The sequence below is a fragment of the Streptomyces sp. AC602_WCS936 genome (assembly GCF_019049125.1).
In the GTDB taxonomy this organism is placed as follows: domain Bacteria; phylum Actinomycetota; class Actinomycetes; order Streptomycetales; family Streptomycetaceae; genus Streptomyces.
In genome coordinates, this window is sequence record NZ_JAGMUF010000112.1 from 166,172 (window position 1) to 183,572 (window position 17,401).

A 17,401-nucleotide genomic window follows, 5' to 3' on the forward strand; every position below is an offset into this window, starting at 1 on the left:
GGTCCGTGCTGTTCAGCTCACGGTGACGGCCGGCTCCCCCGACGCGCCGTCCTTCTCCATCTGCTCGGCGATCCGCGTCGCCTCGTCGATCAGCGTCTCGACGATCTTCGACTCGGGGACGGTCCTGACGACCTCGCCCTTGACGAAGATCTGGCCCTTGCCGTTGCCGGAGGCGACGCCGAGATCGGCCTCGCGGGCCTCGCCGGGGCCGTTGACGACGCAGCCCATGACGGCGACGCGCAGCGGCACCTCCATGCCCTCCAGACCGGCCGTCACCTCGTCGGCGAGCTCGTACACGTCGACCTGGGCGCGGCCGCAGGACGGGCAGGAGACGATCTCCAGCCGGCGCTGCCTGAGGCCCAGCGACTGGAGGATCTGGAGCCCGACCTTGACCTCCTCGGCGGGCGGCGCGCTCAGCGACACCCGGATGGTGTCGCCGATGCCCTGGGAGAGCAGCGCGCCGAAGGCGACGGCCGACTTGATGGTGCCCTGGAAGGCGGGGCCGGCCTCGGTGACGCCGAGGTGGAGGGGGTAGTCGCACTGGGCGGCGAGCTGGCGGTAGGCCTCGACCATGACGACCGGGTCATTGTGCTTGACGGAGATCTTGATGTCGCGGAAGTCGTGCTCCTCGAAGAGCGAGGCTTCCCAGAGGGCCGACTCGGCGAGGGCCTCGGGGGTCGCCCTGCCGTACTTCTGGAGCAGGCGGCGGTCCAGGGAGCCGGCGTTGACGCCGATGCGGATCGGCGTGCCGTGGTCCTTGGCCGCCTTGGCGATCTCCTTGACCTTGTCGTCGAACTGCTTGATGTTGCCCGGGTTCACCCGGACCGCCGCGCACCCCGCCTCGATCGCGGCGAACACGTACTTCGGCTGGAAGTGGATGTCGGCGATCACCGGGATCTGCGACTTCCGCGCGATCACCGGCAGGGCGTCCGCGTCGTCCTGCGTCGGGCAGGCCACGCGCACGATCTCGCAGCCGGACGCCGTCAGCTCGGCGATCTGCTGGAGCGTCGCGCCGATGTCGGACGTACGGGTCGTGGTCATGGACTGCACCGACACCGGGGCCCCGCCCCCGACGGCCACCGGCCCGACCTGGATGCGCCGCGACGTGCGCCGCTCGGCGATCGGCCGGACCGGGACCTCGGGGACGCCCAGGGGGATGGCGGTCACGAGGTCACTCCCGGTTGGAGGAGACGGTCTCGCGCATGGCCCGCAGGGACTCCTTGAGTGAGCCCATGGTGGCCAGGACGGCGGTGGGCTCGTAGCCGCAGTGCGCCATGCAGTTGGCGCAGCGCGGGTCCTTGCCCCGGCCGTACTTGTCCCAGTCGGTCTCCTCGATCAGCTCCCGGTACGTCGGGACGTAGCCGTCGCTCATCAGGTAGCAGGGGCGCTGCCAGCCGAAGAGGGAGTAGTTCGGGATGGCCCAGGCGGTGCAGGGGAAGTCGACCTTGCCCTCGAGGAAGTCGAGGAAGAGCGGGGAGTGGTTGAGCCGCCAGCGGGCCCGGTTGCCGCCCGAGAACGCCTTCTTGAACAGCTCGCGGGTCTGCTCCACGCCCAGGAAGTGCTCCTGGTCGGGAGCCTTCTCGTAGGCGTAGGCGGGCGAGATCATCATCTCGTCGACCTTGAGGTCGTCGTTGAGGAAGTTGAGGACCTCGACGATGGTCTGGGGGGTGTCGGTGTTGAAGAAGGTCGAGTTGGTGGTCACCCGGAAGCCGCGCCGCTTGGCCTCCTTGATGGCCTCCACGGCCTCGTCGAACACGCCCTCCTTGGCCACGGACTCGTCGTGCCGCTCGCGCAGCCCGTCGATGTGCACCGCGAAGGCGAAGTAGGGCGAGGGCTTGAACTTGTCCATCTTCTTGCGCATGAGCAGGGCGTTGGTGCAGAGGAATACGTACTTCCTCTTGGCCACCAACTGGCGCACGATCTCGTCGATCTGAGGGTGCATCAGCGGCTCGCCGCCGGCGATGGAGACCATCGGCGCGCCGGACTCCAGCACCGCCCCGACGGCCTGGGCGACCGGCATGCGCTGCTTGAGCACGCCGGCCGGGTGCTGGATCTTGCCGCAGCCCTCGCACTTCAGGTTGCAGGCGAAAAGCGGCTCCAACTCCACGATGAGCGGAAACTTGTCCCGTCGGCGGATCTTCTGTTCGGCCAGGTATGTAGCGACCTTGACGGACTGACGCAGCGGCATGGCCATCTGGGCTCACCTCCGAGGGAGCAGCAAAGAACGGTGCCATTCGAAGAATGCGGGAAGAACTGATCGAAGAACGCGGAAAGCCGATATTCCACCGCGCAACGTGCCGATCCGGACGAGTTCGTGTTCTGGAGCGTCCACGACCACCCGTACGGCCGCAACGGGGCGCGCACCCGTGCGGACGGCGCTCAGGAGCGTGGCCGCGGACTCCATGTCGACGGCGATCGCGCCGGTCGCGAGCAGGTCGGCGCGTTCGGGACCGCGGACGACGTGGTCCGAGCCGGTCAGCGGGCCCCGGTGGACGGTGCGCCTGGGCAGGGCGCGCGCGAGTTCCTTCACCAGCCGGTCGGTGCCGGCGCAGGCGACCGTCCCGCGCGGGTCCCGGGTCTCCTCGGCGACGACCAGATCGCCGGGGTGCATGCCGGGGGCGAGTCCCGCGCAGAAGCCGGTGGCCAGCACGGCGGCGCCGTCGAGCGCCGGGTCGGCCAGGACCCGTGCGACCGAGCGCTCGGCCGCCTTGGGGCCCATGCCCGTACGCAGGACGGTGACCGGCCCGCCGGCGCCGGCGCGGTCGCCGGTGCGCAGGGCGAGATGCTCGATGCCGAGCGCACAGGCGATCAGCAGCGGGGACGGGCCGGTCTGCGGGGTCATCAGCTGCCCTTCACCTCGGCGGCGGACGTCTCGGTGGAGGGCTGCCCGGCGCCGGACTTCTGGGCGAACGGTTCCCCGTGCACGTACCGGCCGAGTGCGGTGAGCGGGAAGACCTGCCGGTAGAGGTGGTAGTTGATGGAGAAGTCCCAGGGGAAGCCCGTGCCCGTGAAGTAGGGCTCGTCCCAGGAGCCGTCCTCCCGCTGGGTGGCGGCGAGCCAGGCGATGCCCCGTTCGACGGTCTTGGACTCCCGCTCCCCCGCCGCCAGCAGCGCCATCAGCGCCCAGGCGGTCTGCGAGGCGGTCGAGGCGCCCCGGCCGCTCCACTCCCTCACGTACCGGTAGGAGCGCAGGTCCTCGCCCCAGCCGCCGTCGTCGTTCTGGACGGACTCCAGCCACGAGACCGCGCGGCGGATCGCCGGGTGCGAGGCGGGGAGTCCGGCGGCGGTCAGGGCGGGTACGACGGAGCCGGTGCCGTAGACGTAGTTGACGCCCCAGCGGCCGAACCAGGAGCCGTCCGCCTCCTGCTCGGCCAGCAGCCACTGGATGCCGCGCCGGGTGCGCGGGTCGTGGGTCAGGCCCTCGACAGCGAGCATCTCCACGACGTGCGCGGTGACGTCCGCGGACGGCGGGTCGATGACCTCGCCGAAGTCGCAGAAGGGCAGCCGGTTGGGGAAGGCGCTGGTGTTGTCGACGTCGAAGGCGCCCCAGGCGCCGTTCTTGGACTGCATGCCGAGGTTCCAGCGCACCCCGCGGCCGATGGCCTGCTCGACTCGCTCCGGGTCGTGGTGCCTGACGCGGCGCAGGGCGAGGACGACCTCGGCGGTGTCGTCGATGTCGGGGTAGTTGTCGTTGTGGAATTCGAAGGCCCATCCGCCGGGCGGGAGTCCGGGCCGCTTCACCGACCAGTCGCCGGGGCGGACGATCTGCTCGCCGAGCATCCAGTCGGCGGCCTTCACCAGCTGCGGGTGGTCGGCGGGCACGCCCGCGTCGGCCAGCGCGATGGTCGCCAGGCAGGTGTCCCACACCGGGGACTGGCAGGCCTCGATCATCCGGGCGCCGTCCTCGCGCCACACGGCGAACCGGTCCAGGGACTCCAGGCCGGCGCGCATCACTGGGTGTTCGAGGTCGTAGCCGAGCAGGTAGAGCGCGATGACCGAGTACACGGCCGGGGGCTGGATGCCGCCCCAGCAGCCGTCGTTCTCCTGGCGCTCGATGATCCAGCGGGCGGCCGTGTTCATGGCGGCCCGGCGCAGGCGGCGCGGGGCGACCTTGCGGTAGGCGTGCAGGGCCTTGTCGATGCGCTGGAAGGCGCCGTCCCAGCTCGTCGCCGGCGCCAGGGGCCGCGGCGGGTTGGGGAGGGCCGGGTCGGTGTGCAGTTCGTCCAGCGGGAAGGGCGCGGGACGTACCGGGCGCTTGGCCGAGACGACGGTCAGCGGCACGATGGTCTGCCGGGCCCAGCAGCCGAAGTCGTAGATGTTGAGCGGTACCCAGGTGGGGAAGTAGATCAGCTCGGGCGGGAGTTCGGGCAGGTCGTCCCACTTCCACCAGCCGAAGAGGGCGAGCCAGATCCGGGTGAAGACGCGGGCGGAGGCGATTCCGCCGCGGGAGCGGATCCACTCGGACGCCCTCGTCATGTGCGGCGCGTCGGGCGCGTCGCCGGCCAGGCGGAGGGCGACGTACGCCTCGATGGTGGCGGACAGGTCGCCGGGGCCGTCGTAGAAGGTGGCCCAGGTGCCGTCCTCGCGTTGTTCGCCGCGGATGAAGAGGGCGGCGGCCCGGGTGGTGTCCTCCTCCAGGATGCCGAGGAACTGGCGCAGCAGCAGGTCCTCGGCGTCCATGGTGACGTTCGTCTCGAGGTCGCCCTTCCACCAGCCCTGGGCGTCCTGCCGGGAGAGCAGGAAGTCCGTGGCGCGCCGGGTGGCGCGGGCGGCGGCTTCAGGTACCCCGGCCGCCGGGTCGGGGATCGTGATGTCGGTTTCGCTGGCCGCGGCTGCCAGGGGCTTCAGGGCCGCCCCGGTGCTTCCGTCGGTCGTCGCTGTCATGGCTTCCCCTTCGTGCAGTAACAAGTGGTGCTTCTGCTGTGGGTCCGCCGTCGGCCGGTGCTCGTGTACCTGCGGCACCGGCCGGCGACTACGCGAGGGCTATTCGACCGATAGTGATCATCTCTTTCGTACGACGACGAAGTCCGCGAGCGCGGTGAACATGTCCCGCACCCGGTCGGGCATGTCGACGGCGTCGAGGGCTTCGATGGCGATGGTGTGCTGGCGACGCGCCTCGTCGGCGGTCCACTCCCGCCCGCCCGCTTCCTCGATGAGGGCGGCGCGGGCCGCGAACTCCTCCTCGGAGAAGTTCGCGAAGTCACTGGTCTTGGCGTCGGCGGCGAGGATCTCGCCGAGCCGTTCGGAGGCGGGACCGCCCGCCGCGAGGGCGGCGACGACCGGCAGGGACTTCTTGCGCTGGCGCAGGTCGCTCCAGGTCTGCTTGCCGGTGGCGTCCGGGTCGCCCCAGATGCCGAGGAGGTCGTCGACGGCCTGGAAGGCGAGGCCCAGGTGGTAGCCGTACTTCTCCAGCGTGTCGGCGGTGTGCTCGTCGGCGCCGCCTAGGACCGCGCCGATGGAGCTGGCGGAGGCGAGCAGGGCGCCGGTCTTGTTGCCCTCCATCTCCAGGCACTCCTCGACGCTGACGCGGTCTCGGTGCTCGTAGGAGATGTCCTGGGCCTGTCCGTCGATCAGGGCGCGGGAGGCCTTGGTCAGGCGGCGGGTGGCGCGGCCGGCCTCGACGGTGCCGAGTTCCAGCAGCACCTCGTTGGCGAGGGCGAACAGGGCGTCGCCGACCAGGATGGCCTGGGCGGGGCCGTGCACCTTCCAGACGGTGTCGCGGTGGCGGCGCTGCTCGTCGCCGTCCATCAGGTCGTCGTGCAGGAGGGAGAAGTTGTGCACCAGTTCCACGGCCACCGCGCCGGGGACGCCGACCTCGGGCGCGGCTCCGGTGACCTCGGCGGAGAGCACCGCGAGGGCGGGGCGCACGGCCTTGCCGCCGTCGCCGTCCGCGGGCCTGCCGTGGGCGTCGATCCAGCCGAAGTGGTAGGCGGCGACGGTGTCCATGGGAGGCGCCAGACGGTCGACCGCTGCCCGCAGGACCGGCGTGGACAGGGTCCGGCCGCGCTCCAGGAGCGCGGTCACGTCCACCGTGGTCCGTGGGTCGGCCTTCGTGGCCGGGGGCACAGTGGGCACAGTCTTTCCTCCAGTTGCGGTGCCGGGAGCGCCGGCGTCGGTGCCACGCGGATCGGTTTTCACGCCGCCTCCTCGAAGAAGTCGGGGAGGAGGCCGCGGGACCGGCCCAGGGCGCCGAGTGCGGCGCCCGCCGCCCCGACACCGCTGCGAACCGCGCTCTCCATGGTCGCGGGCCACCCGGTGGCGGTCCACGCTCCGGCCAGGTAGAGGCCGGGTGCCTTGGTGCGGGCGCCGGGCCTGAGGCGGCCGACGCCGGGGGCGGGAGCGAAGGTCGCGGAGCGCTCCCTGGTCACGAAGAAGTCCTTCACCTCGGCACCCCGGGCCAGGGGCAGCAGCCGCTCCAGCTCGGGCAGGTACCGCTCGCGCAGCGTGGCCACGGGCTCGTCGATCTCGTTCTGGGCCGTCGACTGGGACAGCGCCAGGTACTGGCCCTCCCTCAGCCCGGAGGCCTCAGTGCGGTCGAACACCCATTGCACCGGGGTGCCGAGCGCCGTGAGGAACGGCGCGGCGAGCACCTTCCGGTCGTAGATCACATGCACGTTGAGGATCGGCGCGGTGCCGATCTTCAGGAGGTTCTCCGGGGCGTCGAGCGCGCCTTCGGGCAGCAGGCCGTGCGCCTCGCGCTGGGGTACGGCGAGGACGACCGCGTCCGCCTGGAGCGTCTCGCCGGGAACCTGAACGCTCCAGCCGCCGTTGTCGTTCTCACGGACGGAGGTGACGCGTGTACGGACCTCGGTGCGCACGCCCGCGGAGTCGAGCTCCTTGCGGGCCAGCCGGTCGTGGAGTTCGCCCAGCGGGACGCGGGCCCAGCCGATGTCGGCCGCGCCCGGGTCGGACAGCAGACCGGTCTTGAACACCATCGCGGCGAGCCCGAGCGAGGCGTCGCCCGCGACCGCGTTGAGGGTGGCGACCCCGACCAGGTCCCACAGGGCCTCGACGGCGCGCGTCGACTGGCCGTGCGCGGCCAGCCAGCTGCCGAAGTCCTGCGTGTCCAGGGCCGGATCGGCCGGGTCGAGTCCCTTGAGCGCGAGCGCGGCCCGCCCGACGCTCGCGCGTTCGGCGAGTGAGAGGTGCGGGTACGTGGCGAGACTGCGCCCCAGGTGGAGGGGGACGGGCAGCGCGTCGCGCCGCAGCCTGCCGAGCCGCCGTCCCTCGGGCCGGTCGAGGTCGATCACGGGCACGTCGAGACGTTCCTGCACGGGAGCGAGCGCCGTCCCGCCGATGCGGTCGAGGAACCAGCGGTAGGCGGTGCAGCAGCGCAGGTAGACGTGCTGGCCGTTGTCGACGGTGAGGCCGCCGCGCTGGAAGGAGAAGGCGAGCCCGCCCAGGCGCGGCCGTCCTTCGAGCAGGGTGACGCGCACCCCGGCGTCGACGAGTGCGAGCGCGGCGGTGACGCCGGCGAGTCCACCGCCGACCACGACGGCGTGTCCGCCGGGGCGGACGGCGGAGACGTCCGCGAGTCGTCCGCCCTCGCGCGTGCCGTTGCCGTGCGTCATGGTGCGCCCTTCCCTGTCCGGTCGCCGTGGTGCTTGAACGGCGTACGGCAGACCGTCTCAGTCAGGGACGCCGCCCGCCACCGGAGGGTTGCCCGCCGTTCTTCACCGGACGGGTCGTGCCGGTCCGGAGTGTCGAGTGTGCCGGGTGTGTCCATCAGGCGCGCCTCCTGACGGCCCGCCGGGTGACGTGCCGGGTGTCGAGACCCGACAGACCGCGCACCGCAACGTACGCCTTCTCCCGTCCGGGGAGCGAGACCCGGCCGCGCAGCACTGCCTCCGGGTCGCGCTCGATGCGGTCCAGGAGGCGGCGGTAGATGCCGGCCATGGCGGCCACGCAGGCGCCGCTGCGCCGGTCGAGCATGGGCAGCAGCCGGTAGCCCTCGGCGAACAGGGCGCGGGCCCGACGCACTTCGAAGTGCACGAGACCCGCGAAGTCGGAGCCCTCGGGCGGTTTCGGCCCGTCGAACCCGGCCGAGCAGCCGAACTTGGCGAGGTCGTCGGCGGGCAGATAGGTCCGCCCGCCCTGGGCGTCCTCCCGGACGTCGCGCAGGATGTTGGTGAGCTGGAGTGCGAGGCCGAGCGTGTCGGCGTACTCGGGCGCGCGCTCGGCGCCGCGCGCCCCCGGTTCGGTGCCGAAGACGCCGAGCGAGAGGCGGCCGATGGCGCCGGCCACGCAGCGGCAGTAGACCTTCAGGTCGTCCCAGGTCTCGTAGGTCTCGCCGCGCAGGTCCATCTGGACGCCGTCGATCAGTTCGTCGAGCCCGCCGAGCGGGATCGGGAACTGCCGGGCGGCGTGCGCGAGGGCGACGGCGACCGGGTCGGTGTCGTCCTCGTCGACCTCGCCCGCGTGGATCCGGGCGAGCGTCGCCCGGGTCTCCTCCAGCCGGGCGACCTTGACGTCGGCCGCCAGCTCGCCGTCGCCGATGTCGTCGACGCGGCGCGAGAACGCGTACAGCGCCGACATCGCCCGGCGCTTGGGCGCCGGCAGCAGCCGGATGCCGTAGGCGAAGTTGCGGGCCTGCTGTCCGGTGACGGTCTCGCAGTAGCTGTAGGCGGCGAGTACCGGTGCCGACGCGTTCGCTGACGACTCCACGGCCTGGATCACCCCTCTCCTCGCAGGGTCGGGCCCACCTCGCGCAGCAAGCGGGCCTTGCCGGGCTTGGGCGGGCCGGGAAGTACGTCGTGATCGGCGGCGGCGATCGCCCCGAGGGCAGCCCGGCCACCCGCCACGAACCCCGCGAGCAGCAGGCGCAGCCGGCCGCGGACGCTGCCCACCAGGGGCGCGCCCTCGCTCAGCAGGTCGCGGGCGCGCTGGGCCTCGAAGGCGACCAGGGCGCGCACCGACGCGTTCGCGGTGGGCGCGGCGAGGTCCGCCTCCTGGACGTGGAAGCGCTTCATGTCCTCGGCGGGCAGGTAGATCCGGTCCCGGGCGAGGTCCTCGGCCACGTCCTGGAGGTGCTCGACGATCTGCAGGGCGGTGCAGATCGCGTCGGAGCGGCGGACCCGTTCGGGTGTCGAGGTGCCGGTGACGGCGAGGACGAGCCGGCCCACCGGGTTGGCGGACAGCTCGCAGTAGGCGAGGAGGTCGTCGTAGGTCTCGTACCGGCCGACCAGCTGGTCCTGGCGGTTGGCGGCGATCAGGCCGAGGAAGGGCTCGGGGGTGAGCGAGCGGCGGCGCACGGTCGGCACCAGGCGGAGCAGCAGCGGGTGGCGGGGGGTGCCGTCGAAGACCCGGCGCAGGTCCTCCTCGAAGGCGTCCAGCATCAGCAGCCGGTCGCCGGCCCGGTCCTCGGGGACGCCGAGGAGGCGGGCGTCGGCGCCGCCGGGGGCCAGGTCGCCGTCGCCGATGTCGTCGACGAGGCGGGCGAAGCCGTACACGGCCATGAGGTCGGTGCGCCAGTCGCGGGGCAGGAAGAAGGGGGCGACGGGGAAGTTCTCGTCCGCGGCTTTGGCGAGGGTGGCGCGTTCCGCGTCGCCGGCCGGTGCCGGGTCGGTGGTCGTCATCGCGGGCTGCCCTGGGCGGAGACGGCGCACGCGTCGCGGAGGTGGGGAGTTTCCGTCGCCATTGCCGTCACATCTCCCGTTCTACACTGCCGACCCAATTCACACTATTACGGACACACCGCCCGGCCGCCCACGCGGCGGGCCCGCTCGAGGGTGTCGGGCATTATCGCCCCATGTGCCGCGTTTCGGGACCGGTCCAGCTTACGTTGTACAACGCACGGAGGCCCGCCCGGGTCCTCCGCGCATCACGACAACACACCGATTCACATCAAGATTCCTGAAAACAGCAGGAGTTGACGTTTCCTTTGCAGACGCGGGCGCCGCCGGAGCAGTTCCGGCGGGGCTCCGGCGTGTCGGGCTACTTGCCCGTGAACTTCTCGTACTCCTTGAGCACCTCGTCGGTCGGGCCGTCCATGCGCAGCTCGCCGCGCTCCAGCCACAGCACGCGGTTGCAGGTGTCCCGGATGGACTTGTTGTTGTGGCTGACCAGAAAGACGGTGCCGGCCTCCTTGCGCAGCTCCCGGATGCGCTCCTCGGAGCGCGTCTGGAACTTGCGGTCACCGGTGGCCAGCGCCTCGTCGATCATCAGGACGTCGTGGTCCTTCGCGGCGGCGATGGAGAACCGCAGGCGGGCGGCCATGCCGGAGGAGTAGGTACGCATCGGAAGGGTGATGAAGTCGCCCTTCTCGTTGATCCCGGAGAAGTCGACGATGTCCTGGTAGCGCTCCTTGATCTGCTCGCGGGACATGCCCATGGCGAGGCCGCCGAGGATGACGTTGCGTTCGCCGGTCAGGTCGTTCATCAGGGCCGCGTTCACGCCGAGCAGGGAGGGCTGGCCGTCGGTGTAGACCTTGCCGCGCTCGGCGGGCAGCAGGCCGGCGATGGCCCGCAGCAGGGTCGACTTGCCGGACCCGTTGGAGCCGATGAGGCCGATGGCCTCGCCCCGGTAGGCGGTGAAGGAGACGCCGCGCACGGCGTGCACCTTGCGCACGCCCCGTTCCTCGCCGCGCTTGATCATCCGGCTCAGCGCGGCGGTCGCGCTGCCCTTGCCGGTCTTGGCGCCGTTGACACGGTAGACGATGTGCAGGTCGTCCGCGATGACCGTCGGGACCCGCGTGCCCTGCTGCTGCTCAGCCACGGCCGTACCTCTCCTCAGCCTTCCAGAAGTACACGAAGCCGCCCACGGCGAGGGCCACGGCCCAGCCGAGCGCCACCGCCCACACGTGCGGCGGCAGGTTCTCGGAGCCGTACCCGTCGATCAGCGCGAAGCGGATCAGGTCCATGTAGACGGCGGCCGGGTTCCACTGGAGCACGTCGGCCAGCCAGGCCGGCTTGTCCTCCAGCATGATCGGGATGGAGAACATCACGCCGGACCCGTACATCCAGGTCCGCATGATGAACGGCATCAGCTGGGCCAGGTCCGGCGTCTTGGCGCCCATCCGGGCCACGATCAGCGCCAGCCCCATGTTGAAGAGGAACTGCAGGACCAGTGCCGGGAGGATCAGCAGCCAGGACAGCGAGGGGTAGCTGCCGAAGCCGATCACCACCGCGAACATCACGATCATCGACGCCAGCAACTGCTGGAGCTGCTGGAACGCGAACGAGATCGGCAGCGAGGCGCGGGGGAAGTGCAGCGCCCGCACCAGTCCGAGGTTGCCGGAGATGGCGCGCACGCCCGCCATCGCGGAGGACTGGGTGAAGGTGAAGACGAACACACCCGTCACCAGGAACGGGATGTACACGTCCTTCTCCATGCCGCGGCCCGCGTTCAGGATGAGGCCGAAGATCAGGAAGTAGACGAGCGCGTTCAGCAGCGGTGTGGCCACCTGCCACAGCTGGCCGAGCTTGGCCTGGCTGTACTGGGCGGTCAGCTTCGCCTGGGAGAAGGCGAGGATGAAGTGGCGGCGCCCCCAGAGCTGACGGACGTACTCCGCGAGGGACGGCCGGGCACCGCTGACGGTCAGCCCGTGCCTGGCGGCGAGCTGGGCCGCCGTGAGGCCCTCGTCGGGCGACACGGGCTTGGTCATGGCGACCGTGCCGTCGTGCGTTGTCTCACTCACTAGTGGATACTTTCGTCTTCGTCCGTGCGCGGCCGGTACGGGTTCGGCACGGTCCTGTCGGCCTCGAAGGGGTCCGGTCGGACCCGGGTGGGGCCACAAGCCCTCGGGTACGAGCTTGTCAGATCACCGGAGGCCGGCCCAGCCGGGTCAGGCGCCACACCGTACGCCACCGCATGGGCCGACGGGGACCGCAGGGGGTGGCCCAGCCCTCGCGGAAGCCGCCGAACCAGGCCTTCAGGGCCGGGCGCGAGGGGCGGCGGAGCAGGGTGAGCAGCATCCACACCCCGAGATAGACCGGGACGAGGAGCGCGGGGAGGTTGCGGCGGGCCAGCCAGACGCGGTTGCGGGCGACCATGCGGTGGTAGACGGCGTGCCGGGAGGGCGCGGTCGTCGGGTGGTTCAGCACCATGTCGGACCGGTAGTCGATCAACCAGCCTGCGTCGAGGGCCCGCCAGGCGAGGTCGGTCTCCTCGTGGGCGTAGAAGAACGCGTCCGGCAGGCCGCCGACCTGCGCGAGGACGCGGGTGCGCACGGCGTTGGCGCCGCCGAGGAAGGTGGTGACCCGGGAGGAGCGCATCGGGTCGGACGCGCGCAGCCTCGGCACGTGCCGCCGCTGGGTCTCGCCGGTGTCCGGGTCGGCGATGCGGAAGCTGATGATGCCCAGGTCGTCGTCGGCCGCGAAGGCCTGCCGGCACAGCTCGGCGGTGTCGGTGCGGGCGAGCAGGCCGTCGTCGTCGAGGAAGAGCAGGATGTCGACGTCCTGGCCGCCCGGTCCGAAGGCCTCGATGCCGACGTTGCGGCCGCCGGGGATGCCCAGGTTCTCGGGCAGCTCGACGGTGCGCACGCCCGCCGGCACCTCCGGGACGGGCGAGCCGTTGCCGACCACGACCACCTCGACCGGGTCGCCGTCCTGCTTGGCGACCGAGTCGAGGAGGGCACGCAGCTCGTCGGGGCGGTTGCCCATGGTGATGACGACGGCACCGACCTTCATGGCGCCGCTCACTTCAGCCTGCTGGAGGCGAGGACGGACACGAGGTGCAGCAGGGTCTGCAGGAGCGCGATGCCGGCGAGTACGGCGGTGCCGAGCCGGGTGAAGAACAGGTCACCGCGGCTCGCGTCGACTATGGCGAGGACCAGGATGAGCAGCGACGCCTCGATGCCGAGGATCAGCCGGTGGAACTTGAGCGCCCCGGCGGCCCGGCGGGCCAGCGCCATGCCGGAGGAGCGGATCTCGGACGCGGACTCCTTGACCGGGGCCATCCCGGCCTGGTGCCGGGCGACGCCCACCAGGTCGGTCTCGGCCTTGATCAGGATCGCGCCGAGGGCGGCCAGGGTGCCGAGGAAGGCCCACAGCCAGTCGATCCGCCCGGTGCCCCAGATGTCGGCGGCGCGCAGGCCGAGGCCGACCAGGACCGCGGCGTCGGTCAGGTAGGCGCCGACCCGGTCGAGATAGACGCCGCCGAGGGAGTACTGCTTCTTCCAGCGCGCGACCTCGCCGTCGACGCAGTCCAGCAGCAGGTAGAGCTGGACCGCCACGACGCCGAGCACCGCGCCCGTGATGCCGGGCACCAGCAGGGCCGGGGCCGCGAGCACGCCGCAGACGGTCATCAGGTACGTGAGCTGGTTGGGCGTGATCCTGGTGTTCACCAGGTAGCGGTCGATCCGCAGCGAGACCTCACGCATGTAGAGGCGTCCCGCCCAGTGCTCACCGCTGCGCCGGTCCTTGACCCCCGCGGGGTGGACGACCGGACGTAGTTCAGCTACCGATGGCCTTGACATAGTCGGCGTACAGGTCCTTGATCTGGTCGGTTTTCAGGTCGAGGTGCTCGAGGATCGTGTAGCGGCCGGGTCGCGTCTGCGGGGCGAACTCCACGGCCCGGACGAATTCGTCCGGCGTGAACCCGATCTCCTCGGGCAGCACCGGCAGCCCGTGCCGGCGCAGCACCCCGGCCATGTGGGCGGACTCCTCGTGGGCGCCGCGCAGGTACATCGCGAAGGCCGCGCCCAGGCCGCACTGCTCGCCGTGGGCGGCTGCGCGCTGGGGGTAGAGCAGGTCGAAGGCGTGGTTGATCTCGTGGCAGGCGCCGGAGGACGGGCGCGAGTCGCCGGACACCGACATGGCGATCCCGCTGAGCACCAGCGCCTCGGCCAGCACCTGGAGGAACTCGTTGTCCCCGATGCCGCCCGGGTGCCGGAGCACGGCCTCGCCGGCCTGGCGGGCCATCGCGGCGGCCAGTCCGTCGATCCGCTCGCCCTTGACCCGGTTGGCCAGCTCCCAGTCCGCGATCGCGGAGACGTTGGAGACGGCGTCGCCGATGCCCGCCCGCACGAAACGGGCCGGTGCCGCACGGATCACGTCCAGGTCGATGACGACCGCGATCGGGTTCGGGACTCCGTAGGAGCCGCGGCCCGCGTCGTTGTCGAGGGTGGCGACCGGCGAGCACAGGCCGTCGTGCGCGAGGTTCGTCGGCACGGCGACCAGCGGGAGGCCGACGCGCGCCGCGGCGAACTTGGCACAGTCGATGATCTTGCCGCCGCCGAGGCCGACGACCGCGTCGTAGTGACCGCCCTTCATGGCGCCGGCCAGCTTGATCGCGTCGTCCAGGGTGCCGCCGCCGACCTCGAACCAGTCGGCGCCGGGCAGGGACGGGGCGACGCGCTCGCGCAGCCGGGCACCCGAACCGCCGCTGACGGCGACGGCGAGCTTGCCCGAGTGGGAGATGCGCTCGTCGGCGAGCACACACCCCAGGTCGTCGAGGGCACCCGCGCGGATGTCCACGACGACCGGCGACGGGATGAGCCTCGTCAGTACTGGCACGCGATCTCCCTGCCCTTGGCGAGGTCGTCGTGGTTGTCGATCTCCACCCACTTGACGTCGCCGATCGGCGCCACGTCGATCTTGAAGCCGCGGTTGACCAGCTCCTGGTAGCCGTCCTCGTAGTAGAGCTGCGGGTCGCGCTCGAAGGTGGTCTTCAGGGCGTCGGCCAGGTCGGCGGCGGCCTCGCCCTCGATGAGGGTGACGCCGATGTACTCGCCGGTCGCCTCGGCCGGGTCCATCAGCTTGGTGATGCGCTGGACGCCCTTGTCGGGGTCGACGACGACCTTCATCTCCTCCTCGGCGAGGTTCTTCACCGTGTCGAGGGCGAGGATGATCTTCTTGCCGTCGCCGCGGGCGGCGAGCAGGGTCTTCTCGACGGAGACCGGGTGCACCGTGTCGCCGTTGGCGAGGATCACGCCGTCCTTGAGGGCGTCACGGCCGCACCACAGGGAGTAGGCGTTGTTCCACTCCTCGGCCTTGTCGTTGTCGATGAGGGTGAGCTTGACGCCGTACTTGCGCTCCAGCTCCTCCTTGCGGTCGTACACGGCCTCCTTGCGGTAGCCGACGATGATCCCGACCTCGGTCAGGCCGACCTCGGCGAAGTTCGCCAGGGTCAGGTCCAGCACCGTGATGCTGTCCTCCGCCCCCTCGGGGCCGACCGGCACCAGTGCCTTGGGCAGGGTGTCGGTGTAGGGGCGCAGACGCCGGCCGGCGCCGGCGGCCAGCACGAGGCCGATCATGCGGGTTCTCCTTCGTCGTGTACGGCGGGTGCGCCGCCCTTGTGGGCGGCGACCCAGAAGCGGATGCTCTCGGCGAGCACCACGAGTGCCACGGCCACGGCGAGCACCGTGAGCGCGAGCGTGAACTGTGTGGCGGTGAGCAGCACGGCCAGGGCGGTGATCACCAGCGTGCGGCCCTCGTGCCCCCCGATCGTCCGCACCAGCCACTGCGGCGGCGCGCCCGCACCGCCGCGGATGCGGTAGACCGTGTCGTAGTGATGGTAGGCGACCGCGGCCACCAGCCCGAAAGCCGCCGGAAGTGCCCCGTTCACGTCCGCGTTGGCCGCGAGCACCAGGACGGTGCCGTACTCGGCGGCGCGGAAGAAGGGCGGGACGAGCCAGTCGAGGGCGCCCTTGAGGGGACGGGCGACGGCGAGGGCGGAGGTCAGTACGTAGACGATCGCCGCGACGAGCGGCCCGGGGCCGCCGAAGTCGGTGAGGGTGGCCGTGGCGACAACGGCGAGGCCGCCGAGGAGGGCGACGGCGGGGGCGGTGAAGCCGGGCAGGCGGCGGGCGGGCTTCGCGAAGCCCTTGGCGGCGGCCTCGGCGAGCGGTCCGGAGTCGGCGAGGTCCGCCAGGGCCGTCGCGGCGCGGTCCGTCCTCGTCGCCTTGCGGGTCAGCGAGCGCAGCACCCGGCCGGCCGTGGTGTACGTCGCGGCGAAGGCGCAGCCGATCAGCAGCGCGTAGAAGGTGATCCGGGGGGTGGCGACGGCGGTCAGGACGGCGATCATGGCCCAGCGTTCGCCGATGGGCAGGACGATCATCCGGCGTACCCAGACGGTCCAGCCCACGCTGTCGAGCTTGTCGGAGAGCGCGGCGGTGGGGCTGGCCAGCGACAATTTACCGAGCGCGGCGGCGTCGTGGTTGGCCTCGTTGAAGGAGAAGTCGACGACGTGCCGGCAGGTCTGGAGGACCATCGCGCCGAGGGCGAGCGCCCACACGTCGTCGCCGCCGTGGGCGGCGCCGAGGGCGAGGCCCGCGTAGTAGGCGTACTCCTTGGCCCGGTCGAAGGTGGCGTCGAGCCAGGCGCCGAGCGTGGAGTACTGCAGGGAGTAGCGGGCGAGCTGACCGTCGGTGCAGTCGAGGACGAAGGAGGCGATGAGCAGGACGCCGGCGGCGACGAAGCCGCCGCGGGTGCCGGTGGCCGCGCAGCCCGCCGCTATGAGCGCGGTGATCAGGGAGGCGGTGGTGACCTGGTTGGGGGTCAGTCCGCGGCGTGCGCACCAGCGGGCGATGTAGCGGGAGTAGGGGCTGATGAGGAAGGTGGTGACGAAGCCGTCGCGGGCCTTCACGGCCGACTTCAGGCGTACCGCCTCGTCGTCGACGACCGAGACCGCCTGCCGGGCCTCGTTGCGGGCCTGCGGGTCGGCGGGGACGGCGGCGACGAGGCTGCCGAGCTCGGGGCGGTGCACGTCGGCGCCGTCGGCGTCGAGGGCGGCGGCGATCCGGTCGGCGAGGCCGTCGGCGTCCCGCGCGACCGGCTCGGTCCGCGCGGGGGCTCCCCCCTGTGCGGTGGCGCCGCTCGCCGAGTGCTCCCGGGCCATGGCGCGGGTCAGGGTCTGGCGGGCCTCCGGCTGGGCGGTCACGGCGCCCGGGATCGCGGCGAGCGGGAAGCGTGGGTCGGTGAGACCGAGGCGCAGGGTGTGCACGTGGCCGACGAAGCGGGCGTCGACCACGGCGACCCGCTCTCCGGCCGGCACTCGGGCCAGCAGCGTCTCGGCGTCGGCGGCGTCCGGCGCGAGCTCGACGTCGAAGCCCAGGGATCGCAGCTCGCTCTCGATCGACGAACCGGGGACCAGCTGACCGGTGAGGATGGCGGTCGACAACCGAACTCACTCCCTGGGTGCCGACGCCTGGGCGCCGGGCCTGTGCATGGTGGGGCGCCCGCGCCTGCGGCACCCGGGCGGCATGTCGGCAGAGGTTATCGGATGCCGGGAACGCCGTGTTCACCGCCCGTTTCACGGTCGGTCGACGCCACTTGCACCCGCCTTGGCCTCGATCATCATCGTGGATGCGGGGCCCGCCCCACAAACCGCACCCCCAGACCGGACATCGCGGACATCGCACAGGGTCGACGGGCATGCGCCCTGCGTCAGGGCCACCTCCCCGCCGCCGCTCCCCGGCCTCCTCCGGAGGGACCCCCCGAGTCGCTTCGAACGCCCTGACCTG

At 71.8% G+C, this 17,401-nt stretch carries 16 protein-coding genes; all 16 read right to left on the bottom strand.

From position 1 onward, the window contains the following. Nucleotides 1-12: 12 nt before the first annotated feature. Nucleotides 13-1,167: a flavodoxin-dependent (E)-4-hydroxy-3-methylbut-2-enyl-diphosphate synthase gene (ispG, locus tag KUM03_RS30515; RefSeq protein WP_217253664.1), complete on the bottom strand. Its 1,155-nt coding sequence runs from the start codon at nt 1,165-1,167 to the stop codon at nt 13-15. Nucleotides 1,168-1,171: 4 nt separating this feature from the next. Beyond that, the gene (hpnH, locus tag KUM03_RS30520) at nt 1,172-2,194 is read right to left on the bottom strand and encodes an adenosyl-hopene transferase HpnH (protein ID WP_073728153.1); all 1,023 of its coding nucleotides are present in this window, start codon (nt 2,192-2,194) and stop codon (nt 1,172-1,174) included. A gap of 6 nt (nt 2,195-2,200) precedes the next feature. Then, nucleotides 2,201-2,842, bottom strand: coding sequence for a 1-hydroxy-2-methyl-2-butenyl 4-diphosphate reductase (locus tag KUM03_RS30525; protein ID WP_217253666.1), 642 nt, complete (start codon nt 2,840-2,842; stop codon nt 2,201-2,203). After that, nucleotides 2,842-4,884 carry a squalene--hopene cyclase gene (shc, locus tag KUM03_RS30530; protein WP_217253668.1) on the bottom strand — a complete coding sequence of 681 codons (2,043 nt, stop codon included), beginning with the start codon at nt 4,882-4,884 and terminating at the stop codon, nt 2,842-2,844. The genes KUM03_RS30525 and shc overlap by 1 nt, the downstream gene beginning before the upstream one ends. Nucleotides 4,885-5,001: 117 nt before the next feature. After that, complete coding sequence (locus KUM03_RS30535; RefSeq protein WP_073728150.1) at nt 5,002-6,066, bottom strand: polyprenyl synthetase family protein; 1,065 nt, start codon at nt 6,064-6,066, stop codon at nt 5,002-5,004. A 68-nt stretch (nt 6,067-6,134) separates the two neighbouring features. After that, complete coding sequence (gene hpnE / locus KUM03_RS30540) at nt 6,135-7,571, bottom strand: hydroxysqualene dehydroxylase HpnE (RefSeq protein WP_217253670.1); 1,437 nt, start codon at nt 7,569-7,571, stop codon at nt 6,135-6,137. After that, nucleotides 7,568-7,726, bottom strand: coding sequence for a DUF6380 family protein (locus tag KUM03_RS38655; RefSeq protein WP_254400102.1), 159 nt, complete (start codon nt 7,724-7,726; stop codon nt 7,568-7,570). The genes hpnE and KUM03_RS38655 overlap by 4 nt, the downstream gene beginning before the upstream one ends. Continuing rightward, complete coding sequence (hpnD, locus tag KUM03_RS30545) at nt 7,726-8,676, bottom strand: presqualene diphosphate synthase HpnD (protein ID WP_217253673.1); 951 nt, start codon at nt 8,674-8,676, stop codon at nt 7,726-7,728. The genes KUM03_RS38655 and hpnD overlap by 1 nt, the downstream gene beginning before the upstream one ends. Continuing rightward, nucleotides 8,673-9,575, bottom strand: a complete 903-nt coding sequence (gene hpnC, locus KUM03_RS30550) for a squalene synthase HpnC (protein WP_217253676.1) — start codon at nt 9,573-9,575, stop codon at nt 8,673-8,675. The genes hpnD and hpnC overlap by 4 nt, the downstream gene beginning before the upstream one ends. Nucleotides 9,576-9,933: 358 nt before the next feature. Beyond that, nucleotides 9,934-10,713, bottom strand: a complete 780-nt coding sequence (locus tag KUM03_RS30555; RefSeq protein ID WP_217253678.1) for an ABC transporter ATP-binding protein — start codon at nt 10,711-10,713, stop codon at nt 9,934-9,936. Beyond that, nucleotides 10,706-11,635 (bottom strand): ABC transporter permease, encoded by a 930-nt coding sequence (locus KUM03_RS30560; RefSeq protein WP_217253680.1) that lies wholly within the window; start codon nt 11,633-11,635, stop codon nt 10,706-10,708. The genes KUM03_RS30555 and KUM03_RS30560 overlap by 8 nt, the downstream gene beginning before the upstream one ends. A gap of 118 nt (nt 11,636-11,753) precedes the next feature. Next, complete coding sequence (locus KUM03_RS30565; RefSeq protein WP_217253682.1) at nt 11,754-12,626, bottom strand: glycosyltransferase family 2 protein; 873 nt, start codon at nt 12,624-12,626, stop codon at nt 11,754-11,756. Nucleotides 12,627-12,634: 8 nt separating this feature from the next. After that, nucleotides 12,635-13,414, bottom strand: a complete 780-nt coding sequence (locus KUM03_RS30570) for a CDP-alcohol phosphatidyltransferase family protein (RefSeq protein ID WP_107479460.1) — start codon at nt 13,412-13,414, stop codon at nt 12,635-12,637. Next, complete coding sequence (locus KUM03_RS30575; protein ID WP_217253684.1) at nt 13,392-14,453, bottom strand: iron-containing alcohol dehydrogenase family protein; 1,062 nt, start codon at nt 14,451-14,453, stop codon at nt 13,392-13,394. The genes KUM03_RS30570 and KUM03_RS30575 overlap by 23 nt, the downstream gene beginning before the upstream one ends. Next, on the bottom strand, nt 14,441-15,193 hold the full coding sequence (locus KUM03_RS30580; RefSeq protein ID WP_217253686.1) for a sugar phosphate nucleotidyltransferase: 753 nt from the start codon (nt 15,191-15,193) through the stop codon (nt 14,441-14,443). The genes KUM03_RS30575 and KUM03_RS30580 overlap by 13 nt, the downstream gene beginning before the upstream one ends. Further along, nucleotides 15,190-17,058, bottom strand: coding sequence for a DUF5941 domain-containing protein (locus tag KUM03_RS30585; protein WP_217253688.1), 1,869 nt, complete (start codon nt 17,056-17,058; stop codon nt 15,190-15,192). Before KUM03_RS30585 ends, KUM03_RS30580 begins: the two co-directional genes overlap by 4 nt. Nucleotides 17,059-17,401 lie beyond the last annotated feature (343 nt).

What these genes read in the sequence shown, in the direction of transcription:
- hpnH (WP_073728153.1), bottom strand. Translation starts at nt 2,194, where the DNA reads ATGGCCATGCCGCTGCGTCAGTCCGTCAAGGTCGCTACATACCTGGCC.
- KUM03_RS30525 (WP_217253666.1), bottom strand. Translation starts at nt 2,842, where the DNA reads ATGACCCCGCAGACCGGCCCGTCCCCGCTGCTGATCGCCTGTGCGCTC.
- shc (WP_217253668.1), bottom strand. Translation starts at nt 4,884, where the DNA reads ATGACAGCGACGACCGACGGAAGCACCGGGGCGGCCCTGAAGCCCCTG.
- hpnE (WP_217253670.1), bottom strand. Translation starts at nt 7,571, where the DNA reads ATGACGCACGGCAACGGCACGCGCGAGGGCGGACGACTCGCGGACGTC.
- KUM03_RS38655 (WP_254400102.1), bottom strand. Translation starts at nt 7,726, where the DNA reads ATGGACACACCCGGCACACTCGACACTCCGGACCGGCACGACCCGTCC.
- hpnC (WP_217253676.1), bottom strand. Translation starts at nt 9,575, where the DNA reads ATGACGACCACCGACCCGGCACCGGCCGGCGACGCGGAACGCGCCACC.
- KUM03_RS30565 (WP_217253682.1), bottom strand. Translation starts at nt 12,626, where the DNA reads ATGAAGGTCGGTGCCGTCGTCATCACCATGGGCAACCGCCCCGACGAG.
- KUM03_RS30570 (WP_107479460.1), bottom strand. Translation starts at nt 13,414, where the DNA reads ATGTCAAGGCCATCGGTAGCTGAACTACGTCCGGTCGTCCACCCCGCG.
- KUM03_RS30580 (WP_217253686.1), bottom strand. Translation starts at nt 15,193, where the DNA reads ATGATCGGCCTCGTGCTGGCCGCCGGCGCCGGCCGGCGTCTGCGCCCC.